Genomic DNA, 25,520 nt, shown 5'->3' with positions numbered 1-25,520 from the left:
GTCTCATCGACGGGCCGGTCCGGGCGCCATGCGTTTGAGGACCTGTGGAAGACCCGACAGAGGGGACAACTCAGGCTTGATCAGGGTGGCTCAGCGGCGTTCCTTGAAGTGCGTCGCCGCGAAGATGCCCGCGATCGCGCAAGCGAGCGTCCCAGCCCGCACGATCAGTCCCCCGTTGTCCGCCGCATCCGGCACCCCCGGTATCTCCCAGCCCAGCCACCGCACGACCACCCACGCGTAGGCCCAGGCCGCGACGCCGAGGGCGATCAGCGCGATGGCGATCTTTCCGTTGGCCGAGGTGCGCAGGGAGCGTATGTGGTCGAGTACTTGGCGTGCGCCGAGGGCCTCGGACTCTCCGCGCTGATGCCGCACGTGCTGCTCGTGAAGGCCGAGGAAGAGGAGCCCGACCACGGACACGGCCAGTGCGGCGGACAGGAGGTGGTCCGCGCCGCCGTGGTCCTCGCCCAACGATCTGAAGGTCCACACAGCGGACCAGCCCCACATGACGGCGGCCAGGAGCATGCAGGCCGTGCAGAGCTTTCCCCACTTCGAGGACAGCAGATGTGTCACGCGTCTTCGGTCCATGCGGGCGCATGGTATCGGCCTTCCCTGTGCGGGCAAAGGGTCGTTGAGCAGGGAAGTTCGGGTGCGGCGTACAACCGAACCCGGCTGAAACGACTCTCCAGGAGGGAGTGGCCGAGGGACTGGTCGAGAGGGACGGAACTGATGAAGAAGCGGGGCATCCTGCTGTGCTGCGGCGGGCTGGCCGTCGTGCTCGGGGTCGCCGGTGTCGTGTGGTGGAACTGGTTCCGGGCGCCGTACGCGCTCGCCGACTCGCCCAAGGTCGATGTGACCGTGCGGGCCGAGAAGTCGAAGTACCCCGATGTCCAGGAGACCGCCGAGGACGTCGAGACCGTCATGCGGGTGTACGTGCAGCGACTCAAGGCCGGTGACGTGGAAGGGCTCGCGGAGCTTGCCGGGCCCGCGTACAGCGGGGCCCGGTCCGAGGCCTACGAGCATGTGCGGGAGTTCGGCGAGGGGGCCCGCGGGCACGTCGACGTCACCGTGCCGGCCGGGTCCGTCGACTACTTCAACGCCATCCGGCTCACCTACGAGAAGACCGACCAGCAGCAGGAGTTGCTGCTGGTCAAGGACGACGGGTACTGGTGGGTCGGGCTGGGGGAGGGTGATCCGGCGGCGGGCGACCAGGGTTAGGGCGGCGGCGCTACGGCTGCTTCCCACGGCTGCCTCCTGCTGCGCGCCTCTACTTTCCGTACAGCTCCTCGATCTCCGCCCCGAATGCCTTCTCCACCACTTCCCGTCGCAGCTTCATCGACGGGGTCAGGTGGCCCGCCTCCTCCGTGAAACCCCCGGGCAGGACCGTGAACCTGCGGATGGATTCCGGGCGGGAGACCAGGCGGTTCGCCTCGTCCACGGCGCGTTGGAGGACGGCCCGCAAGTCCGGGTCCGCGGACAGGTCTTCGAGGGGGATGTCCTGTTTGGCGTTCATCTGGCGCCAGTGGATGATGCCTTCGGGGTCGAGGGTGAGGAGGGCGGTGACGTAGGGGCGGCGGTCGCCCACGATCATGGCGTGGGCGATCAGGGGGTGGGAGCGGAGCCAGTTCTCCAGGGGGGCCGGGGCCACGTTCTTGCCGCTGTCGGTGACCAGGATCTCCTTCTTGCGGCCGGTGATTGTCAGATAGCCCTCGTCGTCCAGCTGGCCCATGTCGCCGGTGGCGAACCAGCCGTCGGGGCCCGCCGGGACCACTCCGCCGGCCCGGGGGTCCCAGTAGCCGCGGAAGATCTGGCCGCCGTGGAGGAGGATCTCGCCGTCGGCGGCTATGCGGACCCGGGTGCCGGGGAGGGGGCGGCCGACCGTGCCCAGGCGGGGACGGTTGGGCGGGGTGACGGTCACGGCGGCCGTCGTCTCCGTCATGCCGTAGCCCTCGAAGACGTCGATCCCCGCGCCCGCGTAGAAGGCGGCCAGGCGGCGGCCGAGAGGGCTGCCGCCGCAGATGACCTGACGGACTCGCCCGCCCAGCGCGTTGCGGATGCGGCGGTAGACCAGGGGGTCGTAGAAGGCGCGGGCCGCCTTGAGGAACGCGCTCGGGCCGGGGCCGGTGCCGTGTTGTTCCGCTTCCAGCGCCTCGCCGTAGCGGCGGGCCACGGCGGAGGCGCGGTCGTACGACGAGGCGCGGCCCATGCGTTCGGCCGCCGCCCGCGCCGAGTTGTAGACCTTCTCCAGGACGTAGGGGATCAGCAGCAGGAACGTCGGCTTGAACGACTTCAGGTCCGCGAGCAGGTCCTCCGTGCGGAAGCTCGGCGAGTGGCCGACCCGGATCCGCGCCCGCATACAGGCGATCGCCACCATGCGGCCGAAGACATGGGCGAGGGGGAGGAAGAGAAGAGTGGAGGCCTCCTCGTCCGTCCTCGCACGGAAGATGGGGTAGAGGAGGTCGATCGCGTTGTCGACCTCGGCGCAGAAGTTGCCGTGGGTGAGGGCGCAGCCCTTGGGGCGGCCGGTCGTGCCCGAGGTGTAGATCAGGGTCGCCAGGGTGTCGGGGCCCAACACCCCTCGCCGTACGGCCACTTCCTGGTCGGACACGTCCCGGCCCAGCTCGGCGAGCCGGTCCATGTGGCCCTTGTCGAAGACCCACATGTGGCGCAGGTCGGGGATGCGGTCGCGTTCGGGGCCGAGGGCGGCGGCCTGGCCGGCGGTCTCCACGGCGAGCGCCACCGCGCCCGAGTCCTGGAGGATCCAGCGGGTCTGGAAGACGGAGGAGGTCGGATAGACGGGGACCGTCACCAGGCCCGCCGCCCAGGCCGCGAAGTCCAGGAGCGTCCACTCGTACGTCGTCCGCGCCATGATCGCGATACGGTCACCCGGCATCAGGCCCTCGGCGATCAGGCCCTTGGCCAGCGCGAGCACCTCGGCCGCGAACTCCGCCGCCGTCACGTCCCGCCACCGGCCGTCGCCGTCCGCACCGCGATCCTTGCGGCTGAGGACCACGGAGTCGGGCTCGTGGGCCGCGTTGTCGAACGGGATGTCCGCGAGCGAGCCGTACGTCACGGGCGCGGCGAGCGCGGGGACGTACGCCTCCCGCACGATGCCGTCCAGCCGCTTCAACTCGGGTTCCGCCAGCGCGGGTTCGGTGCGTTCGAGGCTGGACACGGGCGGCTCCTGGGCGTTCGGTGTGCCCGGATCGTACGGGGCCGCTGTGTGAGGTTGGTGTGAGTATCGCGATGGTCCGGAGATGGAACCGGGCCGGGGATGTGCAGTGTCGCCGGCCGCCCGCGCGCGGCTCATCCGCAGGTCAAGGGCGTACCAAGTTACCTGAGGGTCGTTCAGCTCCTGGGTTCCGCAGCTGCCCCACCAGCCCATTACCTCAGGTAACCTGACTGGCGAGTAAGGCAGCGGAGTCCGGCGCGAGGAGCGGAGCCCGGCGCGAGGAAGGGGAAGCCGCCCGATGCACCACACCCTCACCCTCACCGGCCCGCCCTCCCTCAGCCCCCTGCTCGCCCGGGGCGCCCTCCTCTCCCCCTGCAAGAGCCTCAGACTCCCCCGCGCGGCCGCCCGGTACGACACCGGCACCACCACCGGACCCGCTCACTCCACCCGGTTCGCCCGGCTGGTACTCCCCGGCGTCCGGATCGACCTCGCCCGGCTCGCGGCCTACGAGCGCGTCTGCGGGTTCCCCACCGGGGAGGACGCCGTCCCGCTGACGTATCCGCACGTCCTCGGCTTCCCGCTCACCATGCGGATCATGTCCGGCCGGGACTTCCCGCTCCCCCTCCTCGGGCTCGTCCACACCTCGATCGAGATCACCCGGCGGCGACGGCTGCCCGCCACCGGGGAGTACGAGATCACCGTGTACGTCGACGAGTTGGCGCCCCATCGGCGGGGCACCGAGGCGACGGTGGTGACCGAGGTGCGGGACGGAGACGGGGGTGACCGCGGGGTCGCCTGGGAGTCGCGGAGCACGTATCTGGCCCGGCACCGGCGGAGCGAAGACGCACGGACCGGCGGGAGCGGGCGGCCCCGGGATGAGCGCGAGCCGTTGCCCGCGGTCGCCGAGTGGCGGTTGGCGGGGGATGTCGGGCGGCGGTACGGGGCGGTGTCGGGCGACCGCAACCCGATCCACCTCCATCCGCTCGGCGCCCGCCTGTTCGGCTTTCCCCGGGCCATCGCGCACGGCATGTGGACCGTGGCCCGCTGCCTCGCCGAGCACGGCACGCCCCCGGCGACCCTCGTCCGCGCGGAGTTCCGGGCGCCGGTACCGCTGCCGAGCACGGTCACCTACGCGGCGGACGGACAGGCATGGGGCGGCTTCGAACTCCGGAGCGGCGGCCTCCGCGGTTCGGCCGATGACGCCCCCGCCCCGGCCGGGGAACGGCTCCACGTGAGGGGCCACGTGTACCCGCTCGTCGCCTGAGCACACATTCGTCGTTCGGGTGCGGGTGAGTGGGGGCTGGTCGCGCAGTTCCCCGCGCCCCCGAGGAGCAGGGGCTGCGCCCCTGCTCTTCATCGGCCGGTCACGCCCCGATTTCTCTCGCGCTCGGCGGTGTCCAGGGACGCCCTTCCATCAGGTCACCCAACCCGGCCCAGGCGAAGTTCATGAGGGTGGCGGCGGCCTGCCTGGCCGTGATGCCGGGCGTCGCGTTGGCCCAGGCGGCGAGGGCCTCGGCGGCGCCGACCAGGCCCTCGGCGAGGCCGGCGACCTCCCGCTCGGGCAGGGACGGGTCGCGGCGGGCCTCCCGCGCGGCGACCAGGATCAGCCCGGTCACGAACGCCACCATCTCCTCCCGCATCGCCGCCACTTCGGCGGCGAACGGTTCGCCGTGCGTACGGGCCTGGAGATGCAGCACGGCCCACGCGTCCGGGTTGCGCGCGGTGTGCGTGAAGAACGCCCGCAGCCCTTCCCAGAGTTGGCGGTCGGCGGGCAGGTCGGGGTTCACGCCCGCGCGTACGGCGGTGGTGAGCGCCTTCGCCTCGCGGCGGATGCAGGCTGTGAAGAGGTCTTCCTTGGAGTTCAGGTACAGATAGACCAACGGCTTGGACACGCCCGCCAGTTCGGCGATCTCGTCCATCGACGCGGCCCGGTAGCCACGCTGCCCGAACGTCCGCACCGCCGCGTCCAGCATCTGCTGTTCCCGCACCGCGCGGGGCATCCGTTTGCTCTTCACAGCACCCATGCGGGCAAGCGTACGGTTCCGACGGCGGGTACGGACCTGGGCGTCGGGCGGGGCGACCTCTCCTACGGTCCTACGAAACCTGGCCCGACGTCGGCTCGGCGGTCTTGGCCGCCTCGGGCGTCGCCGTGGTCCTCGCCGTGGTCCTCGCCTCGTCGTCGGCCTCGTCCTCCTGGCTGCGGTTGGCCGCGAGGTTGGACTTGACGCGGTCGATCGAGCGGTCGAGGCGGGGGGCGATCCGGGCGGAGGCCCGGTCGCGCTCCTTGCGGAGGGCGACGAAGCTGATCGGCGCGGAGACCAGGAGCGAGAGGACGACCATCCACATGCCGTTGGAGGCGCCGAGGCCGCGCGGGGCGACGCCGGAGTAGACGAGGGCCCAGACGACCACGAAGCAGCCCACGAAGATACCGAGGCGCATCAGTGTGTAGCGGAGCATCTCAATCCACTCTTCCGTTTCCGTTTCGGACATGGCCCAAGGGCATCGTCCAGTGAAGCACGGTCGGCGTGCGATCTTGCAGGGGGGTGCGGGGCCCTCCGGGCGGGGCCGGGCCGTTTCACGTCAGGGGCAGCAGCATCGTGATGTCGTCCCGGTGGTCGTCCGGAGCCACGCGGATGGCGCCGGGGACTCGGCCGACCTCCTTGTAGCCGCAGGACGCGTAGAAGTGCTCGAGCCCGAGGCCGCCCCGGCAGGTCAGCCGAACGGCCTGGATCCCCTCGAACCCGCGGGCCTCCTTCTCCGCCGCCGCCAGCAGCTCACGGCCGTACCCCTTGCCCTGGTGGGACGGGTGCACCATCACCGTGTACAGCCATACCCAGTGGGCCATCAGGCGGTGGGTGTTGAAGCTGAAGAAGGCGGTGGCCGCGGGGGTGCCGTGCTCGTCGAGGCCGAGGAGGAGGCGGTGTCTGCCCTCCGCCATGGCGGTGAGGTGCTGGAGGAGTTCCGGGCGTATCGCCTCCCGTGTGACCGGGGGGACGAAGCCCACGGCTCCGCCGGCGTTGGAGACGTCTGTCCAGAGGGTGAGGATGCCGTCGTGGAGGGCTGGGGTGAGGGGTGGGTCCAGGTGGAACGTAAGGGGCATGTGGGGACAGTAGCCATTACGTGCGGCTCGTCTCAAGGGGTCTCGCCCCCGCCGCCCCTACCCGTTCCCATCCCCAGGGGCTGTGCCCCTTCGACCCCCTTGGGCGCCTTATAGCTCGGGGGGTTCCGTTGGGTGGCGGGTGCGGGTTCGTCGTGGTTGATCGCGCAGTTCCCCGCGCCCCTGAAGAGCCCCGGGCGCGACCCATGCTGTTGAGGGCGCGGGGAAACGCGCGACAAGCCCCCACCCGGCCGCGGACGAATCGACCGGTCCGGCTCAGACTCGCATCGGCTGGGGGGATTCTCGGCGGGACGGGTCCGGGCCGTCGTATTCGCGGATCACTTCGTACCTCGTGTTCCGTTCGACCGGGCGGAAGCCGGCGTCCCGGATGAGGTCCAGCAGGTCCTCGCGGGTGAGTTTGTTCGGCGTGCCGTAGTTGTCCGCGTCGTGGGTGATCTTGTACTCGACGACCGATCCGTCCATGTCGTCGGCGCCGTGCTGGAGCGCCAGCTGGGCGGTCTGGACGCCGTGCATGACCCAGAAGACCTTGACGTGGGGGACGTTGTCGAACAACAGCCGCGACACCGCGAAGGTCTTCAGGGCCTCGGCGCCCGTCGCCATCTGCGTCCGCGCCTGGAGGCGGTTGCGTACCTTGCCGTCCTTCATGTCCACGAAGTCGTGCTGGTAGCGCAGGGGGATGAAGACCTGGAAGCCGTTCGTCTCGTCCTGCAGTTCCCTCAACCGCAGGACGTGGTCCACCCTGTGGCGCGGCTCCTCGATGTGGCCGTAGAGCATGGTGCAGGGCGTCTTGAGGCCCTTCTCGTGCGCCAGGCGGTGGATCCGCGACCAGTCCTCCCAGTGGGTGCGGTGGTCGACGATGTGCTGTCGGACCTCCCAGTCGAAGATCTCCGCGCCGCCGCCCGTGAGCGACTCCAGGCCCGCTTCGATCAGTTCGTCCAGGATCTCGGAGGCCGAGAGGCCGCTGATCGTCTCGAAGTGGTGGATCTCCGTGGCCGTGAAGGCCTTCAGGGACACGTTCGGGAGGGCGGCCTTCAGTTCCTTCAGGGAGCGCGGGTAGTAGCGCCACGGCAGGTTGGGGTGCAGGCCGTTGACGATGTGCAGCTCGGTGAGGTTCTCGCCCTCCATCGCCTTGGCGAGCTTCACCGCCTCCTCGATGCGCATCGTGTACGCGTCCTTCTCCCCCGGCTTGCGCTGGAAGGAGCAGTACGCGCAGGAGGCGGTGCACACGTTGGTCATGTTGAGGTGGCGGTTGACGTTGAAGTGGACGACGTCGCCGTTCTTCCGCGTCCGCACCTCGTGCGCCAGCCCGCCCAGCCAGGCCAGGTCGTCCGACTCGTACAGCGCGATGCCGTCCTCGCGGGTCAGCCGCTCACCGGCCCGGACCTTGTCCTCCAGCTCGCGCTTGAGCCCGACGTCCATGCTCACACCTTTCTCCGAAGACCCTGTAAACCGTACGCCCCGCCCCCTACTCCTCCTCCGGCAGCTCACCCACCCGGTTCTCCCACTTCGTGGAGAGCACGATGGTCGTACGGGTACGGGAGACGCCCTTCGTGCCGGAGAGCCGGCGGATGGTCTTCTCCAGGCCGTCGACGTCGGGGGCGCGCACCTTGAGCATGAACGAGTCGTCACCCGCGATGAACCAGCAGTCCTCGATCTCGGCCAGGTCCCGCAGCCGGTGCGCCACGTCCTCGTGGTCGACGGCGTCGGAGAGCGAGATGCCGATGAGCGCGGTCACGCCGAGGCCGAGGGAGGCCGCGTTGACGGTGGCGCGATAGCCGGTGATGACACCGGCCGCCTCCAGCCGGTTGATGCGGTCGGTGACACTGGGTCCCGACAGGCCGACGAGGCGTCCCAGCTCCGCGTAGGAGGCCCGGCCGTTCTCCCTCAGGGCCTGGATGAGCTGCCTGTCCACCGCGTCCATGCGATCGGTTGCCTTCCGCTGAAGAGTTGCGTTGTGGGTGAGATGAGGGTGGTGCGGGTTGTGGCGGGTGAAGGATGAGCGCCCGCCGCTCAGCTGGCCGTGTGCGGGGCGCGCGCCCCGCCGACGTCGCCCTCCCAGCGCCGGTACAGGGTGTGCGGGACGCCCGCCGCGTCCAGCACTCGTCCGGCGACGAAGTCCACCAGGTCCTGGATGTGTGTGGCCCCCGCGTAGAAGGCCGGGGAGGCGGGCAGTACGGTCGCGCCCGCGTCGTCCAGGGTCACCAGATGCCGCAGTGTCTGCCCGTTCAACGGGGTCTCGCGTACGGCGACGACGAGGCGCCGGCGCTCCTTGAGGGTCACGCTCGCGGCCCGTTGGAGCAGGTCCTTGCTCAGGCCCAGCGCGACGCCCGCCACACATGCCGTCGACGCGGGGACGATCAGCATCCCCTTGACGGGGTACGAGCCCGAGGACGGTCCGGCGGCCAGGTCGCCGGCGCTCCAGTGCCGTACGCGGTCGCCGTCGATGTCGACCGGGAAGGTGCCCGGTTTGCCGTCGGCCCCACGGGAGAGCCATTCCCGCAGGTCGTCACGCCAGTGCGCGTCCCGGAAGGGGATTCCCGTCTCGTCCAGGAGGGTCAGTCGCGAGGCCCGGGACACCACGAGGTCGACGCTCTCGCCGACGGCGAGGAGCGCGCGCAGCACGGCCGCGGCGTATGGGGTGCCGGATGCGCCGGAGACCCCTACGATCCAAGGCGTACGCGGCGTCTCTCCTGGCTTGACTGGGTTCACGACACCGAGCCTATCCGGCGCCGCGGAGCGGGAACCGGTCAAGGGGGCACGGCCGTTTCCCTCAGGGGACGAGTTGAGTCGGGGGTTCGACATGGCTGGTGGAGTGCGTGGGGCGCTGAGCCGGGAGCGGGAGTGGTCGCGCGGGGACCGTGTGAGGGCCGCTGCCAAGCTGATGGTGGGCTGGGTGGCGCTGCTGTGGATCCTCGAAGTGATCGATGTGGCGAGCGGCCACGCGCTGGACGACTTCGGCATCATTCCGCGCTCGGTGCCCGAGCTGGTCGATGTCGTGCCCGCCGCGTTCATCCACTTCGGCTTCGGCCATGTCGCCGCGAACAGCGTGCCGCTGCTGGTGCTGGGGTTCCTCTCGGCGCTCGGGGGTCTGCGCCGCTTCGCCGCGGTCTGTGCGCTGATCATCGTCGCGGACGGCCTGGGGGTCTGGCTGATATCCCCGGACAACACCAACACGGCGGGCGCCTCCGGCGTCGTCTTCGGTCTCTTCGGCTTCCTCCTGGTCACCGGTTTCGTCGAGCGCCGGCTGCTGGGGGTCGCGGTGGGTGTGCTGATCGCCGCGGTCTGGGGCGGCGCCATCCTCGGCGGCATCGCCCCCACCGAGGCCGGCGTCAGCTGGCAGGGGCATCTGATCGGGCTGGTGACGGGTGTTGTGGCGGCGTTCTTGTTCCGCCGCCGCCAGGCTGTCGCCGCCTGAGAGCTCGGGAGGCTGAGATTGTCGGGCGAGTGCGGGTGAGTGGGGGCTGGTCGCGCAGTTCCCCGCGCCCCTGAAAAGCAGGGGCTGTGCCCCGTGCTTTTCGGCCCGCAGGGCCGTCGTCTTTCAGGCCCGCAGGGGCCTGATCTTTCAGGGGCGCGGGGAACTGCGCGACCAGCCACACACCACCCGCACCCGAACAACCACGCAAGCCCCCCTCGGGGTCGAAGGGGCAGCGCCCCTGGGGAGGGTAGGGGCGGCGGGGGCGAGAAAAACAGTCCCGACCCCGAAGCCGCGGCTACAGCGTCAGCCCCCGCACCAGCAGATCCAGCAGCGCGCACGCGAACAGGGCGATGCCGATGAAGCCGTTGACGGAGAAGAACGCGCGGTTCAGGCGTGACAAGTCGTGGGGGCGGACGATCGTGTGCTCGTACACGAACGCGGCCGCGACGATCGCCAGTCCCAGCCACAGGAAGGCACCCGCCTCCGTCACCACCGCGTACCAGACGAACAGCACCGTCGTCAGGGCGTGACAGACCCTCGCCGCCCACACCGCCGCCGGGATGCCGAAGCGGGCCGGGACCGACAGGACGCCGGATTCGCGGTCGGAGTCGACGTCCTGGCAGGCGTAGATGAGGTCGAAGCCGCCGATCCAGATGCCCACCGCCAGGCCGAGGATCACCGCGTCCCAGGACCAGGAACCCGTGATGGCGAGCCAGCCGCCGACCGGGCCCATCGCCTGGGCGAGGCCCAGGATCGCCTGGGGGTAGTTCGTGAAGCGTTTGCCGTAGGGGTAGACCACCATCGGGATCACTGCGATGGGGGCCAGGGCCAGGCAGAGGGGGTTGAGCAGGGCCGCCGCGCCGAGGAAGATCACCAGCGCGACCAGGGCACCCGTCCAGGCATGGCGGACCGACATCGCGCCCGTCACCAGCTCGCGCTGCGCCGTGCGCGGGTTCCGCGCGTCGATCTCGCGGTCGATGATCCGGTTGACCGCCATCGCGAAGGTGCGCAGGCCCACCATGCAGATGGTGACCAGGAGCAGCCGTGCCCAGTGGATGTTGCCGTCCATCTGGAACATGGCCGTGAGCGAGGCGATGTACGCGAAGGGGAGCGCGAAGATCGAGTGTTCGATCATCACCAGGCGGAGGAAGGCCTTCGTGCGGCCCGGCTGAGGGATCGCCGCCGATGCGCTGCTCACAGGCCGTATTCCTTCCAGCGGCGATCGACGAGCGCCGCCGTGGCCGGGTCCGACTCGACCATGTCCGGCCAGCCCCCGTCCCGCGTGTAGCCCTCCTCGATCCACTTCTTCGTCGCGTCGATGCCCGCCTTGCCGCCCCAGAACTGCTGGTACGAGGCGTGGTCCAGGTGGTCCACCGGGCCCTCGACCACCGTGAGGTCGCGGGCGTAGTCCGTGTTGCCCAGCGCGCGCCAGGCGACCTCGTGCAGGTCGTGGACATCGCAGTCGGAGTCCACCACCACGATCAGCTTCGTCAGGGACATCATGTGGGCGCCCCAGATCGCGTGCATGACCTTCTGCGCGTGCTTGGGGTACTTCTTGTCGATCGAGATGATCGCGCAGTTGTGGAAGCCGCCCGCCTCGGGGAGGTGGTAGTCCACGATGTCCGGGACGATGATCTTCAGCAACGGCAGGAAGAAGCGTTCCGTCGCCCGGCCCAGCGGCCCGTCCTCCGTCGGCGGACGGCCGACCACGATCGACTGGAGCAGCGGCCGCTTCCGCATCGTCACACAGTCGATCTTCAGTGCCGGGAACGGCTCCTGCGGGGTGTAGAAGCCGGTGTGGTCGCCGAACGGGCCCTCGGGGAGCATCTCGCCCGGCTCCAGCCAGCCCTCGATCACGACCTCCGCCTGCGCCGGCACCTGCAGGGGCACCGTCTTGCAGTCGACCATCTCGATCCGCCTGCCCGCGACGAACCCGGCGAACAGGTACTCGTCGATGTCACCGGGGAGGGGCGCGGTCGAGGCGTACGTCACCGCCGGCGGGCAGCCGAAGGCGATCGCGACCGGCAGTCGCTCGCCGCGCTTCGCGGCCACCTGGTAGTGGTTGCGGCTGTCCTTGTGGATCTGCCAGTGCATGCCGATGGTGCGCCTGTCGTGGCGCTGGAGGCGGTAGAGGCCGAGGTTGCGTACGCCGGTCTCGGGGTGCTTGGTGTGGGTGAGCCCCAGGTTGAAGAAGGAGCCGCCGTCCTTGGGCCAGGTGAACAGCGCCGGAAGCTGTTCCAGATCCACGTCGTCGCCCTGGAGGACCACCTCCTGTACGGGGGCCTCCTTCACCTTCTTCGGCGGTACGTGGGCCACCGCGCCGAGCTTCCCGAAGGCCTCGCGGACGCCCACGAAGCCGTGCGGCAGCTCGGGCTTGAGGAGGCCGCCGATCTTCTCGCTGATCTCGCCGTACGACTTGAGGCCGAGGGCCTTCAGCAGGCGGCGGTCCGTGCCGAAGACGTTCATCGCGAGGGGCATCGAGGAGCCCTTCACGTTTTCGAAGAGCAGGGCGGGGCCGCCGGCCTTGTTGACCCGGTCGACGATCTCCCCGACCTCCAGATACGGGTCGACTTCGGCCTTGATGCGCTTGAGATCGCCCTCGCGCTCCAGTGCGCGGAGCAGGGAGCGAAGATCGTCGTAAGCCATGGGGCCAAGTATCCCCGAGGGGCTACCCTGACCCCGTCACGGGGCCCGGCGCGCGGTCCCGCCGTAATTTCCGGGGCCGGTACACGCGGCCCGTCACCGCTTCCAGGGGGCTGTTCCATGCTCAGGGTGTTGATGTACCTCGTGCCGCTGGCGCTGACGATCTACGCCTTCATCGACTGCCTCAACACCCCCGAGGACGAGGCGAAGCATTTGCCGAAGATCGCCTGGGTCTTCATCATCCTGCTCTTCTGGATCGTCGGCCCGATCGCCTGGCTCGCCGCCGGCAAGCTGCGCAACGTCCCCGCGGGCGGCCGCACCCCCTCCGAGTGGCACCGCAACCACCGCACGGAGTACGTCGCCCCCGACGACAACCCCGAGTTCCTGAAGTCCCTCGCCGAGGACAACAAGAAGGACGAGTCCCTGCTCAAGAGCTGGGAGGCCGACCTGCGCCGCCGCGAGGAGGAGCTGAAGCGGCAGGAGGACAATCAGGACGAGAAGCGGGGCAAGGGCGACAAGAAGGACGGCGAGGACTAGCCCGGCGGCACCCCTCACTACGACGGCGGGGGTCGTCCCCTCACTCACAACGACGGGGGCCGCCCCTCACTCACAACGACGGGGGCCGCCCCTCACTCACGACGGCGGGGGCCGCCCCCCTCACTCACGACGGCGGGGGTCGCCCCCGTCGTTCAGTCCTCGCGCAGGACCAGGTCGAGCAGCCCCGGGAAGCGGGCGTCGAACTCCTCGCGTCGCAGCCGGTTGACGCGCCTGGCGCCCTCGTCGCGCTGCTCTACGAGTCCGGCGCCCCGCAGTACGGAGAAGTGGTGGCTGAGGGCGGCCTTGCCGACCGGCACGTCGAAGCTGCCGCAGCTGCGCGTCCACACCGTGGAACCCGCCAACTCCCGTACGAGCGTGATGCGTACGGGATCGGCGAGAGCCGCGAGGGCCGTCAGGACCGGGACGTCGTCGGGGTGGGTGTGCTCGGGGGCCGCCCGATGGCCGGCGCGTTCCACCATGTCCGCCCCTCCCTCTCGTCCCGCTCGCGTTCTCGCGGGGCGTTCGCCCTTGCAGAGTGTTCGATGAGAACCATACACTCGCGAGTGTTCGCTTTTCATTGAACAGTGGAGCGGGGAGTTCGGCATGCGCGCGATCGAGTTCCAGGAGTACGGCGACCCCGAGGTCCTGAAGGTGGTGGAGGCGGAGGCCCCCGAGCCCGGCCCCGGGCAGGTGAGCGTCGACGTGGCGTACGCGGGGGTGAACTTCGCCGATCTGAAGGCCCGCGCCGAGGGCTACCGGGTCACGGCCCTCCCCTACCGCCCCGGTCTGGAGGTCTCCGGGCGGGTGCGCGCGCTCGGCGAGGGCGTCCAGGGGCTGAGCGTCGGACAGCAGGTGACCGCGCTGACGGACGCGGGCGCGTACGCGGAGGTCGTGGTGGCCGACGCGGTGACCGTGTTCCCGCTGCCGGAGGGCGTCGATCTCCGCACCGGGGCCACGCTCCCCACCGTGCTGCCGACGGCGTACGCGCTCGTGCACACGGTGGGGCGGCTGCGGGCCGGTGAGACCGTGCTCGTGCAGGGCGCGGCGGGCGGAATCGGCACCGTCGCCGGGCAGTTGGCGAAGGCGGCGGGCGCCGGGGCGGTGTACGGGGTCGTCTCGGACGCGGCCAAGGCGAAGCACGCCCTGGACCACGGTTACGACGAGGTCTTCGCCGGGACCGCCGCCACCGGGTTCTTCGCGGACGAGGTACGCGCCGCGACCGGCGGCCGTGGCGTCGACCTGGTCCTCGACCCCGTCGGCGGCGACACCCTCCGCGCCGGGCTCGGCTCCCTCGCCCCGTTCGGCCGCCTCGTCTCCTTCGGCAACGCCGGCGGGGAGCAGCCGTGGACCGTCGGCCAGCCCGAGCTGTACGCCCTCGGCCTGACCGTCTCCGGCTTCTCGATCCTCACCCTCGCCAAGTCGGCCCCCGCCGAACTGCGCGCCCTCGCCGAGCGGGCGTTCGCCACGGTCGTCGAGGGGGTCGTATCGCTGCCGGTGACAGCGGAGTTCGGCCTGGCGGAGGCGGCTGAGGCCCACCGGCTGATGGGTGCGCGCAAGAGCGTGGGGAAGCTGCTGCTTCGAGTGGGGGGCGACGAGGCGTGACGGCCGCCCTCGACCCGTAGACCACCCTCAGTCGGCCGGTGTCTGCCCCACCTTGTCGACGACCCCGACCTCCAGCAGGGCCTGGCTCTCCGAACCCAGGTACTTCAGGCTCTCCCGGTCGAAGACCCATACGGCACGGTCGTCGCCCTCGCCGAAGGCCAGGCCGACGCCCTCGCGGCCGACGGCGTCCTTCGCCTCCTCGACGATCCGCACACCCGGGATCTCGGCGGCCACGTGGAAGAGCGCGCCGTTCAGGTCGGGCAGCAGCTGCGCCTCGTCGAGCATCGTGGTGATGTACTCCAGCGCGGCCTCCTCATGGGTCGGGCCCTGGCCGCTGGTAGCCGCCCACACCTTGTCGTACAGCCTGTCGGGGTCCGTGGGCAGCTCCCGCAGTTCGTGGTAGCTGTTGTCCGGGTCGGCGGAGAGCGTCATGTCCTCGATGTTCTCGGTCGAATTCGCCAGGGGGTCCTCGATGACCTCCCCGTTCATCCCCCGCGCGATCGGCGGCCCCTCCAGCCAGTTGGTTCGGGCGAACCCCTTCCGCTTGCCGTCGACGGAGATCCAGTCGGTCCGCCGGTAGGGGTACTCCGTCTTCGCGTTCTTCCCGCCCTCCAGCGCGGCCGCGGAGTCCCTCGACGTGCCCTGGGTCCTGATGTAGAGGTACTGGTCGTCGCGTACGGGGGTGGGTTCCCCGTCCGTCGCGGCCGTGGCGATGCGCTTCAGCAGCCCGGCCGCGTCCTCCTCGACGGTGGGCCCCCGCCCGATCACGCCGGTCCCGATGACCGTCGCGAGGACCGCGGCGGCCATCCCGAGCGGCATCGCGACCAGGGCGAACCGGCGGCGACGCGTACGGGCCGGACGCCCCCCTGCCGTCCGGTCCTCCGACGTCCGCGCCCCGGTGATCCGTACGGTGGCCTCTCCGGTGATCTCCTGCATGAGGTGGTCCTCCAGTCGCGTCAGACGGTCGTCCGACAGGAGCGGGTCACCCGGGCTGGGCAGCAGCCGTGCCAGTTCTTCTCGTTCCACGGGGTTCATCGGAGTCTCTCCTGTGCCTCTGCCTCTGCCTGTGCCGACCTGGCCGCCTCGGTGCGGCCGACAGGTGTCTGTCCGCCGCCGGGGAGAGGTCTCGTTCTTTCGCGCCGTACGAGTTGCCGCGCGAGTTCCGCCTCCGCGAGGCCGCGCAGGCGTTGCCGGGCACGGGCGAGCCGCGACCGTACGGTGCTGACGGGCACGTCCAGGGCTTCGGCGGCGGCCGCATAGCTCAGGCCCGACCAGACGCACAGCGCGAACACCTCGCGCTCGCGGCGGCGGAGCTTGGCGAGGGCCGCGTGGGCGGCGGCGAGCCGGTCGGAGTCCTCCATACGGCCGACCAGTTCGTCGGCGAAGTCGGGCACGGTCGCGCTTTCGGCGTGGCGTTCCGGGAGCCGGGCGAGGGCGGCGCTGTGCCGCCGGGCGGCGCGGCGGGTGTTGCGGAGCACGTTGGTGGCGATGCCGAACAGCCAGGCGCGCAGACTGCTGTCGCCCGGACCGCTCTCGCCCGGACCGCTCTCGCGCGGGCAGCCGTCGCCCTGGCCGCCGCCGTCTCCCTCGCCGTCGTCGAAGCCGTCCGCCCCGGCCCCCTTGGCGATCTCGGCCAACTCGGCGTCCGACAGCAGCTTCTCGCGCAGCCTCCAGGCTTCCAGGAAGGTCAGCGAGACCACGTCCTCGGCCGTGTTCCGGTCCGCCGTGAGCCGCGCGGCATGGCCGTACACGGCCTGCGCGTGCTCCCGGAAGAGGCGGCTGAACGCCTCCGGATCGCCGTCCCGTACGCGGGCTCGTAAAGAAAGTTCCACGCCTCCCCCTGTCCGCCCGGCGCCGGCCGTCCCTGTGTCCCCGGTCACACAGGAGTCCCCTCCCCCACTCGCCGAACCGCCCTAACCTTCAACTCGATGTCCCGACCCGAGCAACCTCCGACTGCCGTCGCCGCCCGCCTGCGCCCCGTCGACCTCGCCCGGCTCTCCGGTGTCTCCACCCAGCAGATCCGCAACTACGAGGAGGCGGGCGTCCTGCCGCCCGTCCCGCGCACCGGCTCCGGTTACCGGGTCTTCGGGGACGCGCACCGGCGGGCGCTGCTGACGTACCGGGCGCTGTCGAAGGGGTACGGGGCGGTGGCGGCGACGCGGATCATGCGGACCGTGCACGAGGGGGACGTGCCCGGGGCGCTGGCCCTGGTGGACGCGGAGCACGCGGCGCTGCACGCGGAGCGGGTGTCGCTGCGGGCGACGAGCGAGGCACTTCAGACGCTGGCCGGGGAGCCGCCCGAGGACGACGTCCCCGGCACCGACCTGCTGATCGGCGAGGTCGCCGCGCTGCTCGGCGTCCGCACGTCCACGCTCCGCGTCTGGGAGGCCGCCGGTCTCCTCTCCCCCCACCGCGAGCCCGGCACCGGCTACCGCCACTACACCCCCGAAGAAGTACGCGACGCCCGCTTCATCCTCGCCCTCCGTCGCAACCACTACCTCCTCGACCACATCCGCCCCGTCCTCGAGGCCCTCCGCCGAGAAGGCACCACCGAAGCCCTCCACACCGCCATCGAGACCCGCCACACCGCCCTGACCACCCGCACGGCGGCGATGCTGGGGGGCGCCGGGCACCTGAACACGTATCTGACAGCCGACGCCGCGCGGAGCTGAGGGCCGCCGGGGGCCGGGTACGGCTCAGGAGTGGCAGGTGCGGTGGTGGAGGTCGATGATGGGAGCAGAGCGAGAAGGTGATGATCACGAGCGGCCATGAGTCGGAGAAGCAGCGTTCCTCGTCGCGGCAGAAGCCCGCCGAGGACCGGCTCTCCGCGCCCGAGGCCATGCGGAGCGCGATCGAGCAGCTCACCGAGTTGCTGGGCCGCGCTCCCGAGTCTGTTTCCGCGCTGAAGCCGACCGAAGAGGGCTGGGAGGCCCAGGTCGAGGTCCTGGAACTGGAGCGCATCCCGCAGACGACCAGTGTGATGGCCGGCTACCGGGTCGTTCTGGATCCCGCGGGCAAACTGCTGGCGTACGAGCGCGGACGCCGGTACACGCGCGCGCAGATCGACCGGGGCGACACCCGCTGAGCCGCCGAGGCGACAGCTGCGGCACGAGCCACAGCTGCCACTGACGCCGTCGGCTCGGACCCCTGACGTACGGCTTCCCGTACCGGAAGGGAAGAGATCGTGACTGTGGTGCCGCAGGGCGAGGGCGGCGCCGTAGCCGCCCGTGGCGGCGGCTCGGGGAACCTCTACGACGTGCTGGAACTCGTCCTCGACCGGGGTCTGGTCATCGACGCGTTCGCGCGGGTCTCCCTGGTCGGGATAGAGATCCTGAAGATCGACGCCCGGGTGGTCGTGGCCAGCGTCGACACGTATCTACGCTTCGCGGAGGCGTGCAACCGGCTGGATCTGGAATCGGGACGCAAGGCTCCCTCCCAGCTGACGGACATCGTCGGGAACACCGTCGAGTCGGGCGCCCGGGGCAAGAGCAAAGGGGCGCTCACGGGCGCGGTCCAGGCCGTCACCGAGTCGCTCCAGAAGGGGCGCGGGGACGACGACGAGCGCGAATCCGGGCGCGAGAAGCAGCGCGTGCGCTCCGAGCGGAGCGGCACGAGCCGCCGTTCCTCCAGGGACCGTGAGGAGTGAGCGAGCCGATGTCCGTGTACGTGTACGCGATCACCAAGGCGGCGCATCCGCTGGGCCTGGACGACGTCAAGGGCGTCGGGGAGGACCCCGCCGACCTGCACGCCGTCAGCAGCGGCGAACTCCGCGCCGTCGTCAGCGAGACCCCCGAGGACCTGTCGGTCAGCCGCCGGGACGTCGAGGCGCACCACGAGGTCCAGGAACAGCTGTGGGCCGACGGCGCCATCCTGCCGATGAGCTTCGGGTTCGTCGCCCAGGACGAGGCCGCCGTGGAGGCCCTGCTCCAGGAGCGGGCCGAGGCGTTCTCCCGGCGCCTCGACGAGCTGACCGGCCGCGCGGAGTTCAACGTCAAGGGCGTCCTGGACGAGGACACCCTCCTGCGCACCATCCTGACGGAGTCCCCGCGGGCCCGTGAGCTGAACGAGGCGATCCGCGAGGGCGGCGGCACGTACGAGGACCGCCTCGCCCTCGGCGAGCTGGTGGCCCAGGAGGTGCAGGCCCGGCAGGAGGCGCTGGGCGAGGAGGTCCTCGCCGCGCTGCGGCCCTACACCCTGGCCGAGCAGGTCACGCCGCCGTCTTCGCAGTACTTCGTGAACGCGTCCTTCCTGGTGGACGGCGAACGGTCCGACGAGTTCACCGAGGCCGGCGGCGAGCTGGCCGAGGCCCTGGGAGAGGGGGTGGAACTGCGGCTGCGCGGCCCGCTGCCGCCGTACAGCTTCGTATGACCGTTGACCGTTCAGCCTGAGGAGGCGGTGTGGTGGTGGGACTGGTCGGGACCATCCTGACGTTGCCGGTCGCCCCCGTGCGGGGTGTCGGTTGGGTGGTCGACAAGGTGAGACAGGCCGCGGAGGACGAGTACTACGACCCGGCCCCCATCCAGGAGGAGCTGGTGAACCTGGAGCGGGCGCGGACCGAGGGGCGCGTCGACGAGGAGGAGTTCGCGCGGCGCGAGGAGGAGTTGCTGCACCGTCTGGAGGAGATCAGCGCCTACCGGCTCCAGCAGGGTGCACAGCCCGGTCCGTGAGGCGCTCGGGCACGGAAGGCTCAGGCACGGAAAGAAGACAGGATCATGAACAACGCCACGATCGGCGCGGCCGTCCTGGGCGGTTATCTGCTGGGGCGGACGAAGAAGGCCAAGGCCGCCATCGGCCTCGGCGCCCTGCTGGCCGGATCCCGGGTCAGGCCCGGACAGCTCGGCAAGGCGCTCGACTCCCCGTTCATCGGCAACATCACCCGGCAGGTGCGCACCGAGCTGACGGACGCGAGCAAGGCCGCGGCGACCTCCGTACTGACGGCGAAGGCCGACAGCCTCGCCGGAGCCCTGCACGAACGCACGGCGGGCCTGCGGGAACGGGCCGAGGCGACCGGCGAGCAGGACCAGGCCGAGGACGAGGAGGAAGAGGAGGAGGAGAAGAAGGGACCTCCCGAAGAGGACGAGGCCGAGGACGAGGACGAGGCCGAGGAGAAGGAACCGGCCGAAGAGGACGAGGCGCAGGACCAGGCCGAGGACGACGAGAAGGCCGGAGAGGGCCGGAAGGGCCGGGACGCGAAGGCCGGCGCAGGGACCTCGGCGCGGCGGAGCGGTGGACGCTCGACGGCGCAGCGAAGCGGGTCGACGGCCCGGAAGAGCGAACCGCGCCCGAAGAAGAAGACCGCCGCCGCGATCCGCACCAAGAGCGGCACCGGCTCACGGTCGAGGAGGCAGGACGATGACTGAGGGCAGGACGGCGAAAGGCGGCTCGGCGGGTGCCGGCACCCTCAGCGAAACGCGCGAGGAGGCCGGTCGGAACGCGGGCACGACCCGGCTGAAGGAAGAGCTGGAGGAGTACATCGAGGCCCGGCTGTCGCTGATGCTCCAGAACGTGGGCCACGGGCTGGGCGAGGGCGCGCGCAAGCTGAGCGACGTGAGCGCGGGGTCACTGACGTCGACCGCGTCGCATGCCAAGGACGCGCTGGTGGACAAGGCGAAGGACGTCACGGGAAAGGCGAAGGACGTCACGGGGAAGGCCAAGGGCGTCACCGGCAAGGCGACCGAGAAGGCCAAGGGCGTCACCGAGAAGGCCAAGGACGTCACCGAGAAAGCGAAGGACGTCGCCGGCAAGGGGCACGGCAAGGACCCCTCGGGCGGCAGCGGCAAGGGGCACACCATCATCGAGGACATCGACGTGGGTGTGCCGGTGCGCGAGGCGTACGACCAGTGGACGCAGTTCCAGGACTTCGAACGGTTCGCCAAGGGCGTGGTCGGCGTCGAGCAGGAGGACGAGGTCACCACCAAATGGCACGTCAAGGTCGCCAAGTCGAACCGTCAGTGGCGCGGCACCATCACGGAGCAGGTGCCCGACGAGCGCATCGCCTGGACGACGGAGGGCGACAAGGGCACGACCAGGGGCGTCGTCACCTTCCATCCGCTCGGCGAGAACCTCACCAAGGTGCTGCTCGTCCTTGAGTACTTCCCCAAGGGACTCTTCGAGAAGACGGGAAGCCTGGTACGGGCCCAGGGCCGCCGCGCCCGCCTCGACCTGAAGCTCTACCGCACCTTCGTCATGATGCGCGGCGAGGCCACCGGGGGCTGGCGCGGAGAGATCCACGACGCGGAGGTCCAGGAACCGGAGGCCGCCGACGAGGAGCGGGACGAGGACGAGGAGCGGGACGAGGACGAAGAGACCGAAGAGGGCGAAGAGGGCCAGGAGGGCGCAGAGCCCGAGGACGAGTACGACGAGGAGCAGAAGGAAGCAGACGAAGACGAAAACGAAGCCGAAGCCGAAGCCGCCGAGGACGACGAGGACTACGGCCCCGAGGAGGAATGGGAGGAGGAGGAAGAAGCGGACGAGGACGAAGACGGAGGGCGGAAGGAAACGAGGTCGAGTGAGCCGTGACCCATCCCGACTCCCCGGTGCCTTCGTCGTCGCCTTCCCCGTCGTCGTCGCCGTCATCGTCGCGAAGCCCCTATCCGTACAACCAGGGCTCCAGCGCGAACCTCGCCGACATCCTTGAACGCGTTCTCGACAAGGGCATCGTCATCGTCGGCGACATCAGGGTCAACCTGCTGGACATCGAGCTGCTCACCATCAAGCTCCGCCTCCTGGTGGCCTCGGTCGACAAGGCGAAGGAGATCGGCATCGACTGGTGGGAGCACGACCCCGCCCTCTCCTCCCGCGCGTCCCGCTCCGACGGCCGGCGCTCCCTCGCCGACGAGAACGAGCGCCTCCGCGCCGAGGTGAAGGAACTACGCCAACGCGTCGCGGAGTCCCCGCCGGAGCTGTCCCCGAGCCAACCGGCCGAGCGCCGCCGCCCCCGCCCCACCGAGCGGAAGCCCCGCGAGGAGAGCCGTACGGCAGAGCCCCGACGCAAACGCCGGAAGGTCGTGACCGACGAGGACGAAGAGGACCGGAGCTGAGGAAGGGCCCGCCGCCAATGAGCGCGTACGGCGAGTACGAGTACGACGACTACGACCGCCCGATCAGCGGCCGGCAAGTGGCCCTGATCGACCTGCTCGACCGGCTGCTGAGCGGCGGCGTCGTACTCACCGGAGACCTCGTCCTGAGCATCGCGGACATCGACCTGGTGCGGGTCTCGCTGCGCGCGGTGATCGTCGCCGTCCGCGAGGAGATGGACAAGCAGTGGGCGTCGGCCCTCCCCGAGCCCGCACACGACGCACAGGCCGGCCAGTGGGCACCCGCCCTGCCCGAGCGGACGTACGCGGAAGGGGGCGGCCATGGCGACGACACCGCCACCCCTGCCTGACGGCCCGCCCACCGACCGGCTCCGCGAGGTGTCCGAGGCCGCGAACCGCGCGTTCTCGCTGCTGCCCGCACGGCCGGACGACATCACGCCGGCGCCCACCGGCCGGGGCGGAGCCGTGGCGCGCCGGCTGCGCACCGACCCCGACACGGTGGAACGGGATCTCGTCCGCCTCGTCCTCACCATCGTCGAACTGCTCCGCCAGCTGATGGAACGCCAGGCCCTCCACCGCGTCGACCAGGGCGGCCTCACCGAGGACCAGGAGGAACGCCTCGGCATGACCCTGATGGTCCTCCACGACCGCATGACCGAACTCTGCGACCACTACGGCCTCACCCTGGACGACCTCAACCTCGACCTCGGCCCCCTGGGCACCCTCCTCCCACCGCCGAGCACGTGACCCGGGCGTTTCGTGGGCAGAGTGAGGTCATGGACCAGCCGCAGTCACCAGCACAGGCGCGGGCACGCGCCTGGCTCGCCACCGCCGTGGAGGAGGCGCGGGCCGGGCTCGCCGAGGGCGGGATCCCCATCGGCGCCGCGCTCTACGGCCCCGACGGCACCCTCCTCGGGCGCGGCCACAACCGCCGCGTCCAGGACGGCGACCCCTCCATGCACGCCGAGACGGCCGCCTTCCGTGCTGCGGGGCGGCAGCGGACGTATCGCGGTACGACGATGGTGACGACGCTGTCGCCGTGCTGGTACTGCTCGGGGCTGGTGCGGCAGTTCGGCATCTCCAGGGTGGTGGTCGGGGAGGCCGTCACCTTCCACGGCGGGCACGACTGGCTCGCCGAACACGGCGTGGAGATCGTCGTGCTGGACGACCCGGAGTGCGTGTCCCTGATGCGCGACTTCATCGAGCACAACCCGGCTCTGTGGAACGAGGACATCGGTGAGTGACCCCAAGACGCCCGCCACCCCCGGCGGCCCCCGCATCCCCACCATCGACCTGCGCCCCTGGCTCGACGGCGCCCCAGGCGCCCGCGCAGCCATCGCCCGTACCGTCGACGAGGCCCTCCAGACCGCCGGTTTCCTCCTCGTCACCGGCCACGGTGTCGACCCTGCCCTCCGCACCCGTATCCGGGAGGCCGCGCGCGCCTTCTTCACCCTCCCCGTCGAGGCCAAGCAGGCGTACGAGGTGAAGGTCGGCGGGCGCGGGTGGCTCGGGCCGGGGGCCGAGGCGAACGGGTATGCGGAGGGTACGGAGACTCCGCCGGACCTCAAGGAGTCGCTGACGTTCGCGACGCACGAGCCGTTCGACGACCCGGTCGTGAACGCGGAGTGGTACGCGCCGAATGTATGGCCGGCGGAGGTGCCGGAGCTGCGGGGGCTCTGCGAGGAGTACCTGGCGCGGATGGGCGAGCTGGAGGACCTGCTCCTCTCCCTCCTCGGTGAGGCCCTCGGTCTCGAACCGGACTTCTTCTCCCGCCACATGAGCCACCCCACCTACGGCTTCAACATCAACTGGTACCCGGGTACGGAGGTCATCGGCGACCCGGTGCCGGGTCAGTTCCGCATCGGCCCGCACACCGACTTCGGCACGGTCACGATCCTCGACCGGCAGGCCGGCAAGGGCGGGCTCCAGGTGTACACGGACGAGGGCGGCTGGGAGGACGCCCCCTACGACCCGGACGCCTTCACCATCAACATCGGTGACCTGATGGCCCGTTGGACCGGCGACCGCTGGCGTTCCGGGCGTCACCGCGTGCTGCCGCCCCCGGCCGACGAGCCCGCCGAGGAGCTGATGTCGCTGGTCTACTTCGGCGAGTGCACCCCGGGCACGGTCGTCGAGTCCGTCCCCGCGCCGGTCGGGCGGGTGGCGTACCCGCCGGTGGACTCCCATGTGTACCTGCGGGCGCAGTTGGACTCGATCACTGTGACCTGAGCTTGAGCTTGTATCGAACGTTTGACACAAGATCCCACCCCGGGGCATCTTGTACTCACCGCTTGATACAAGCTGGGCTCAAGCTGATACAAGTCCCGGGGGATCTCCACATGCTCGACACCGCCTCGCCGGCGTCCCGACTCCTCGACCACGCCGACCACTACGCCCGCTGGTCCGGTCTGGCCATCGGCCTCGTGGTCGCACAGGCGCTGTCCACACTGGGGGACGTCGAGTTCGAGCAGCGCGTCGTGTTCTGCATCACGGCCTTCGGCCTGTGCGCGGTGGCCGGCGTACTGCTCGCCGACGCCCTGACCCTGCGCCCCCAGGCCGCGGTACGCACCGCGAGTCTCGCCCCACGCCTGGTCAGAGACCATGTCCCACCGCACATGGGCCCTCTGATCGCCCTCCAGGGGGTCTCCCTCGCCGTCCTGCTGGTGATCACGGCCGCCACGGCATCCGTCGACCCCGACCGGATATTCAGTACGGGGAAGGTCCTCACCATCACCTGCAACGGGATGCGCGCGACCACCGGCCCCTGGCCCGGCCTGTACTACACCCTCCCGATGTTCGGCGCGCTCGCCATAGCCACCCCCACCTGCGTCTGGGCCCTGCGCCGCATCGCCCACGGCCCGGGCGAGGAACAGCAGCGCCGCGACCGCGCGTGGGCGGTCACCGGGGCCTGGGGCCTGCTGGTGTCGAGCCAGCAGCTGTACGCCGTGCTGATGGTCTCCGTCTCGCTGACGGAGACGGGCTGCGCCGGCGTGCTGGGCGCCCTCACCTTCTGGGTGTTCTACCCCCTGGCCCTGCTCAACCTGTTCACCGTCGTCTGGTCCCTGGTCACCGTGGTGGCACCCCGGGCGGTCGACGACGACGCGGCCGGGGACGAGGCCGTCGGCGATGAGTGAGCCCGCCGTCCGCGTCGACACCACCAGCCAGGTACCGCCGTACGAGCAGATCCGCGCGCAGCTCGCCGCGCTGATCGTCACCGGCCGGCTGACCGAGGGCGAACGGCTGCCGACCGTGCGCCAGCTGGCCACGGACCTCGGTCTGGCGCCGGGCACGGTCGCCCGCGCCTACCGCGAGCTGGAGGCCGCCGAGCTGATCCGCACCCGCCGCGGCGCGGGCACCCGGGTCGCGGCGCCGCCGACCGGCCCGACCCGCCCGTACGCCCTCCAACTCGCCACGCTCGCCCGCGACTTCACCGCCTCCGCCCGCGCACTGGGCGCCGACACCGACACCATCCTGACCGCCGTCCGCGACGCCCTGGGCCCGGACCGCCGAGGACCGGAAAGCTGATCACCTTCCACGAGCCCGGGTCCGCGCTGTGCTCACCGAGCCCTTCCGGCCGGTCTCACCCCAGCGGCTCCAGCACCGAGTAGTCCCCGAAGCTCCGGCGGTACCGCAGATGCCGGGTCTCCTGCGTGTGCTTGCGCTGCCACTGCTCCACGGCCGCCGGGTCGTGCCGTACGCCGGACTCCGCCCCGCACTCCTCCTCGTCACCCGACACACACCGCGCCTCGTACTCCGGCTCGGCCGTCGTGTCCTGCGCGATGACGTACGGCACGTAGCGGAAGACGCGGCGGGTCCGGGGCGCGGTGGTGTGGTCGCGGCGCTGATGGTGCCGGAGCAGGACGTTCGCGTCGGTCTCCGCGCTGCGGTCGTAACGGGCCCGCGCCTCGTCCCGTCGTACGGCCAGTTCGGCGCACGTCACACAACCGGGAACCGGCACGGGCGGGCGCCCAAGCCCACCCTCATCTCGCTGACGCACCG

General features: G+C 70.9%; 33 protein-coding genes. 19 read left to right on the top strand and 14 right to left on the bottom strand.

Annotated elements, in window-relative coordinates; genetic code table 11:
- Window positions 1–90: 90 nt before the first annotated feature.
- Entirely contained in the window at window positions 91–585 is a 495-nt protein-coding gene (locus JIX55_RS30540) for a hypothetical protein (protein ID WP_257566455.1), read from the bottom strand.
- Between the two features lie 141 nt (window positions 586–726).
- Between JIX55_RS30540 and JIX55_RS30535 the strand changes: the two genes are divergently transcribed.
- On the top strand, window positions 727–1,215 hold the full coding sequence (locus JIX55_RS30535) for a hypothetical protein (RefSeq protein WP_257566454.1): 489 nt from the start codon (window positions 727–729) through the stop codon (window positions 1,213–1,215).
- 49 nt (window positions 1,216–1,264) lie between these two features.
- On the opposite strand, the gene JIX55_RS30530 is transcribed toward JIX55_RS30535, so the two are convergent.
- Entirely contained in the window at window positions 1,265–3,172 is a 1,908-nt protein-coding gene (locus JIX55_RS30530; protein WP_257566453.1) for an AMP-dependent synthetase/ligase, read from the bottom strand.
- Between the two features lie 295 nt (window positions 3,173–3,467).
- On the opposite strand from JIX55_RS30530, the gene JIX55_RS30525 reads away from it, so the two are divergent.
- On the top strand, window positions 3,468–4,433 hold the full coding sequence (locus JIX55_RS30525; protein WP_257566452.1) for a MaoC family dehydratase: 966 nt from the start codon (window positions 3,468–3,470) through the stop codon (window positions 4,431–4,433).
- Between the two features lie 100 nt (window positions 4,434–4,533).
- Here the strand turns inward: JIX55_RS30525 and JIX55_RS30520 are convergent, their stop codons facing one another.
- The 6 genes from JIX55_RS30520 to JIX55_RS30495 all read right to left on the bottom strand — a co-directional run bounded on the left by JIX55_RS30520 (window position 4,534) and on the right by JIX55_RS30495 (window position 8,996).
- Window positions 4,534–5,193 (bottom strand): TetR/AcrR family transcriptional regulator, encoded by a 660-nt coding sequence (locus JIX55_RS30520; RefSeq protein WP_257566451.1) that lies wholly within the window; start codon window positions 5,191–5,193, stop codon window positions 4,534–4,536.
- Window positions 5,194–5,263: 70 nt separating this feature from the next.
- Window positions 5,264–5,626, bottom strand: coding sequence for a DUF4229 domain-containing protein (locus JIX55_RS30515; RefSeq protein WP_257569537.1), 363 nt, complete (start codon window positions 5,624–5,626; stop codon window positions 5,264–5,266).
- 118 nt (window positions 5,627–5,744) lie between these two features.
- Window positions 5,745–6,269, bottom strand: a complete 525-nt coding sequence (locus tag JIX55_RS30510; RefSeq protein WP_257566450.1) for a GNAT family N-acetyltransferase — start codon at window positions 6,267–6,269, stop codon at window positions 5,745–5,747.
- Window positions 6,270–6,542: 273 nt separating this feature from the next.
- Window positions 6,543–7,706, bottom strand: coding sequence for an aminofutalosine synthase MqnE (gene mqnE, locus JIX55_RS30505; protein WP_257566449.1), 1,164 nt, complete (start codon window positions 7,704–7,706; stop codon window positions 6,543–6,545).
- A gap of 46 nt (window positions 7,707–7,752) precedes the next feature.
- On the bottom strand, window positions 7,753–8,208 hold the full coding sequence (locus JIX55_RS30500) for an Lrp/AsnC family transcriptional regulator (RefSeq protein WP_257566448.1): 456 nt from the start codon (window positions 8,206–8,208) through the stop codon (window positions 7,753–7,755).
- A gap of 89 nt (window positions 8,209–8,297) precedes the next feature.
- Window positions 8,298–8,996: a UbiX family flavin prenyltransferase gene (locus JIX55_RS30495; RefSeq protein ID WP_257566447.1), complete on the bottom strand. Its 699-nt coding sequence runs from the start codon at window positions 8,994–8,996 to the stop codon at window positions 8,298–8,300.
- Window positions 8,997–9,087: 91 nt separating this feature from the next.
- On the opposite strand from JIX55_RS30495, the gene JIX55_RS30490 reads away from it, so the two are divergent.
- Window positions 9,088–9,702, top strand: a complete 615-nt coding sequence (locus tag JIX55_RS30490) for a rhomboid family intramembrane serine protease (RefSeq protein WP_257566446.1) — start codon at window positions 9,088–9,090, stop codon at window positions 9,700–9,702.
- Window positions 9,703–9,997: 295 nt separating this feature from the next.
- Here the strand turns inward: JIX55_RS30490 and mqnP are convergent, their stop codons facing one another.
- Both mqnP and JIX55_RS30480 read right to left on the bottom strand, forming a co-directional pair.
- Entirely contained in the window at window positions 9,998–10,900 is a 903-nt protein-coding gene (gene mqnP, locus JIX55_RS30485) for a menaquinone biosynthesis prenyltransferase MqnP (protein ID WP_257566445.1), read from the bottom strand.
- The gene (locus tag JIX55_RS30480; protein ID WP_257566444.1) at window positions 10,897–12,348 is read right to left on the bottom strand and encodes a menaquinone biosynthesis decarboxylase; all 1,452 of its coding nucleotides are present in this window, start codon (window positions 12,346–12,348) and stop codon (window positions 10,897–10,899) included. Before JIX55_RS30480 ends, mqnP begins: the two co-directional genes overlap by 4 nt.
- A 117-nt stretch (window positions 12,349–12,465) precedes the next feature.
- Here JIX55_RS30480 and JIX55_RS30475 point away from each other — a divergent pair, with 117 nt between their 5' ends.
- Entirely contained in the window at window positions 12,466–12,882 is a 417-nt protein-coding gene (locus JIX55_RS30475; protein WP_257566443.1) for a PLD nuclease N-terminal domain-containing protein, read from the top strand.
- 152 nt (window positions 12,883–13,034) lie between these two features.
- Here the strand turns inward: JIX55_RS30475 and JIX55_RS30470 are convergent, their stop codons facing one another.
- Window positions 13,035–13,361, bottom strand: coding sequence for an ArsR/SmtB family transcription factor (locus JIX55_RS30470; protein ID WP_257566442.1), 327 nt, complete (start codon window positions 13,359–13,361; stop codon window positions 13,035–13,037).
- Window positions 13,362–13,485: 124 nt separating this feature from the next.
- Between JIX55_RS30470 and JIX55_RS30465 the strand changes: the two genes are divergently transcribed.
- Entirely contained in the window at window positions 13,486–14,484 is a 999-nt protein-coding gene (locus JIX55_RS30465) for a quinone oxidoreductase family protein (RefSeq protein WP_257566441.1), read from the top strand.
- A 27-nt stretch (window positions 14,485–14,511) separates the two neighbouring features.
- Here the strand turns inward: JIX55_RS30465 and JIX55_RS30460 are convergent, their stop codons facing one another.
- Both JIX55_RS30460 and JIX55_RS30455 read right to left on the bottom strand, forming a co-directional pair.
- Window positions 14,512–15,519 carry a CU044_5270 family protein gene (locus tag JIX55_RS30460; protein ID WP_257566440.1) on the bottom strand — a complete coding sequence of 336 codons (1,008 nt, stop codon included), beginning with the start codon at window positions 15,517–15,519 and terminating at the stop codon, window positions 14,512–14,514.
- Complete coding sequence (locus JIX55_RS30455; RefSeq protein WP_257566439.1) at window positions 15,516–16,316, bottom strand: RNA polymerase sigma factor; 801 nt, start codon at window positions 16,314–16,316, stop codon at window positions 15,516–15,518. Before JIX55_RS30455 ends, JIX55_RS30460 begins: the two co-directional genes overlap by 4 nt.
- A gap of 96 nt (window positions 16,317–16,412) precedes the next feature.
- Between JIX55_RS30455 and JIX55_RS30450 the strand changes: the two genes are divergently transcribed.
- From JIX55_RS30450 to JIX55_RS30380, 14 genes are all read left to right on the top strand, one after another.
- Window positions 16,413–17,156 (top strand): MerR family transcriptional regulator, encoded by a 744-nt coding sequence (locus JIX55_RS30450; protein WP_443046565.1) that lies wholly within the window; start codon window positions 16,413–16,415, stop codon window positions 17,154–17,156.
- An 83-nt stretch (window positions 17,157–17,239) separates the two neighbouring features.
- Window positions 17,240–17,569, top strand: a complete 330-nt coding sequence (locus tag JIX55_RS30440) for a gas vesicle protein GvpO (protein ID WP_257569535.1) — start codon at window positions 17,240–17,242, stop codon at window positions 17,567–17,569.
- A 105-nt stretch (window positions 17,570–17,674) separates the two neighbouring features.
- Complete coding sequence (locus JIX55_RS30435; protein ID WP_257569534.1) at window positions 17,675–18,130, top strand: gas vesicle structural protein GvpA; 456 nt, start codon at window positions 17,675–17,677, stop codon at window positions 18,128–18,130.
- 8 nt (window positions 18,131–18,138) lie between these two features.
- Window positions 18,139–18,852: a GvpL/GvpF family gas vesicle protein gene (locus JIX55_RS30430; RefSeq protein WP_257566438.1), complete on the top strand. Its 714-nt coding sequence runs from the start codon at window positions 18,139–18,141 to the stop codon at window positions 18,850–18,852.
- A gap of 35 nt (window positions 18,853–18,887) precedes the next feature.
- Window positions 18,888–19,151: a gas vesicle protein GvpG gene (locus JIX55_RS30425; RefSeq protein WP_257569533.1), complete on the top strand. Its 264-nt coding sequence runs from the start codon at window positions 18,888–18,890 to the stop codon at window positions 19,149–19,151.
- A 45-nt stretch (window positions 19,152–19,196) separates the two neighbouring features.
- Complete coding sequence (locus tag JIX55_RS30420; protein WP_257566437.1) at window positions 19,197–19,844, top strand: ABC transporter substrate-binding protein; 648 nt, start codon at window positions 19,197–19,199, stop codon at window positions 19,842–19,844.
- Window positions 19,837–21,003 carry an SRPBCC family protein gene (locus JIX55_RS30415; protein ID WP_257566436.1) on the top strand — a complete coding sequence of 389 codons (1,167 nt, stop codon included), beginning with the start codon at window positions 19,837–19,839 and terminating at the stop codon, window positions 21,001–21,003. The genes JIX55_RS30420 and JIX55_RS30415 overlap by 8 nt, the downstream gene beginning before the upstream one ends.
- Window positions 21,004–21,020: 17 nt before the next feature.
- Window positions 21,021–21,524 (top strand): gas vesicle protein, encoded by a 504-nt coding sequence (locus JIX55_RS30410; protein ID WP_257569532.1) that lies wholly within the window; start codon window positions 21,021–21,023, stop codon window positions 21,522–21,524.
- A gap of 17 nt (window positions 21,525–21,541) precedes the next feature.
- Window positions 21,542–21,871, top strand: coding sequence for a gas vesicle protein (locus tag JIX55_RS30405; RefSeq protein WP_257566435.1), 330 nt, complete (start codon window positions 21,542–21,544; stop codon window positions 21,869–21,871).
- Window positions 21,843–22,268 carry a gas vesicle protein K gene (locus JIX55_RS30400; RefSeq protein ID WP_257566434.1) on the top strand — a complete coding sequence of 142 codons (426 nt, stop codon included), beginning with the start codon at window positions 21,843–21,845 and terminating at the stop codon, window positions 22,266–22,268. Before JIX55_RS30405 ends, JIX55_RS30400 begins: the two co-directional genes overlap by 29 nt.
- A 29-nt stretch (window positions 22,269–22,297) precedes the next feature.
- Window positions 22,298–22,765 (top strand): nucleoside deaminase, encoded by a 468-nt coding sequence (locus tag JIX55_RS30395; protein WP_257566433.1) that lies wholly within the window; start codon window positions 22,298–22,300, stop codon window positions 22,763–22,765.
- The gene (locus JIX55_RS30390) at window positions 22,758–23,750 is read left to right on the top strand and encodes an isopenicillin N synthase family dioxygenase (protein ID WP_257566432.1); all 993 of its coding nucleotides are present in this window, start codon (window positions 22,758–22,760) and stop codon (window positions 23,748–23,750) included. The genes JIX55_RS30395 and JIX55_RS30390 overlap by 8 nt, the downstream gene beginning before the upstream one ends.
- A 110-nt stretch (window positions 23,751–23,860) precedes the next feature.
- Window positions 23,861–24,655: a hypothetical protein gene (locus JIX55_RS30385; RefSeq protein ID WP_257566431.1), complete on the top strand. Its 795-nt coding sequence runs from the start codon at window positions 23,861–23,863 to the stop codon at window positions 24,653–24,655.
- Entirely contained in the window at window positions 24,648–25,046 is a 399-nt protein-coding gene (locus JIX55_RS30380) for a GntR family transcriptional regulator (RefSeq protein WP_257566430.1), read from the top strand. The genes JIX55_RS30385 and JIX55_RS30380 overlap by 8 nt, the downstream gene beginning before the upstream one ends.
- 55 nt (window positions 25,047–25,101) lie before the next feature.
- On the opposite strand, the gene JIX55_RS30375 is transcribed toward JIX55_RS30380, so the two are convergent.
- A complete protein-coding gene (locus tag JIX55_RS30375; protein WP_257566429.1) occupies window positions 25,102–25,518 on the bottom strand; it encodes a DUF7848 domain-containing protein in 417 nt (138 codons plus the stop codon).
- Window positions 25,519–25,520 lie beyond the last annotated feature (2 nt).

Origin of the sequence: Streptomyces sp. DSM 40750, assembly GCF_024612035.1 — a bacterium.
In the GTDB taxonomy this organism is placed as follows: Bacteria; Actinomycetota; Actinomycetes; order Streptomycetales; family Streptomycetaceae; genus Streptomyces.
Note: the sequence above shows the minus strand (reverse complement) of the source record. Positions and strands in the feature narration are given on the sequence as shown.

Bases quoted from the DNA above. Each gene is read 5' to 3' on its own strand.
- JIX55_RS30385 (WP_257566431.1), top strand. From the start codon at position 23,861: ATGCTCGACACCGCCTCGCCGGCGTCCCGACTCCTCGACCACGCCGAC.
- JIX55_RS30470 (WP_257566442.1), bottom strand. From the start codon at position 13,361: ATGGTGGAACGCGCCGGCCATCGGGCGGCCCCCGAGCACACCCACCCC.
- JIX55_RS30380 (WP_257566430.1), top strand. From the start codon at position 24,648: ATGAGTGAGCCCGCCGTCCGCGTCGACACCACCAGCCAGGTACCGCCG.
- JIX55_RS30480 (WP_257566444.1), bottom strand. From the start codon at position 12,348: ATGGCTTACGACGATCTTCGCTCCCTGCTCCGCGCACTGGAGCGCGAG.
- JIX55_RS30430 (WP_257566438.1), top strand. From the start codon at position 18,139: ATGTCCGTGTACGTGTACGCGATCACCAAGGCGGCGCATCCGCTGGGC.
- JIX55_RS30400 (WP_257566434.1), top strand. From the start codon at position 21,843: ATGGCGACGACACCGCCACCCCTGCCTGACGGCCCGCCCACCGACCGG.
- JIX55_RS30525 (WP_257566452.1), top strand. From the start codon at position 3,468: ATGCACCACACCCTCACCCTCACCGGCCCGCCCTCCCTCAGCCCCCTG.
- JIX55_RS30415 (WP_257566436.1), top strand. From the start codon at position 19,837: ATGACTGAGGGCAGGACGGCGAAAGGCGGCTCGGCGGGTGCCGGCACC.
- JIX55_RS30500 (WP_257566448.1), bottom strand. From the start codon at position 8,208: ATGGACGCGGTGGACAGGCAGCTCATCCAGGCCCTGAGGGAGAACGGC.
- JIX55_RS30535 (WP_257566454.1), top strand. From the start codon at position 727: ATGAAGAAGCGGGGCATCCTGCTGTGCTGCGGCGGGCTGGCCGTCGTG.
- JIX55_RS30540 (WP_257566455.1), bottom strand. From the start codon at position 585: ATGGACCGAAGACGCGTGACACATCTGCTGTCCTCGAAGTGGGGAAAG.
- JIX55_RS30450 (WP_443046565.1), top strand. From the start codon at position 16,413: ATGTCCCGACCCGAGCAACCTCCGACTGCCGTCGCCGCCCGCCTGCGC.
- JIX55_RS30520 (WP_257566451.1), bottom strand. From the start codon at position 5,193: ATGGGTGCTGTGAAGAGCAAACGGATGCCCCGCGCGGTGCGGGAACAG.
- mqnE (WP_257566449.1), bottom strand. From the start codon at position 7,706: ATGGACGTCGGGCTCAAGCGCGAGCTGGAGGACAAGGTCCGGGCCGGT.
- JIX55_RS30460 (WP_257566440.1), bottom strand. From the start codon at position 15,519: ATGAACCCCGTGGAACGAGAAGAACTGGCACGGCTGCTGCCCAGCCCG.
- JIX55_RS30405 (WP_257566435.1), top strand. From the start codon at position 21,542: ATGAGCGCGTACGGCGAGTACGAGTACGACGACTACGACCGCCCGATC.
- JIX55_RS30465 (WP_257566441.1), top strand. From the start codon at position 13,486: ATGCGCGCGATCGAGTTCCAGGAGTACGGCGACCCCGAGGTCCTGAAG.
- JIX55_RS30510 (WP_257566450.1), bottom strand. From the start codon at position 6,269: ATGCCCCTTACGTTCCACCTGGACCCACCCCTCACCCCAGCCCTCCAC.
- JIX55_RS30490 (WP_257566446.1), top strand. From the start codon at position 9,088: ATGGCTGGTGGAGTGCGTGGGGCGCTGAGCCGGGAGCGGGAGTGGTCG.
- JIX55_RS30515 (WP_257569537.1), bottom strand. From the start codon at position 5,626: ATGCTCCGCTACACACTGATGCGCCTCGGTATCTTCGTGGGCTGCTTC.
- JIX55_RS30420 (WP_257566437.1), top strand. From the start codon at position 19,197: ATGAACAACGCCACGATCGGCGCGGCCGTCCTGGGCGGTTATCTGCTG.
- JIX55_RS30395 (WP_257566433.1), top strand. From the start codon at position 22,298: ATGGACCAGCCGCAGTCACCAGCACAGGCGCGGGCACGCGCCTGGCTC.
- JIX55_RS30475 (WP_257566443.1), top strand. From the start codon at position 12,466: ATGCTCAGGGTGTTGATGTACCTCGTGCCGCTGGCGCTGACGATCTAC.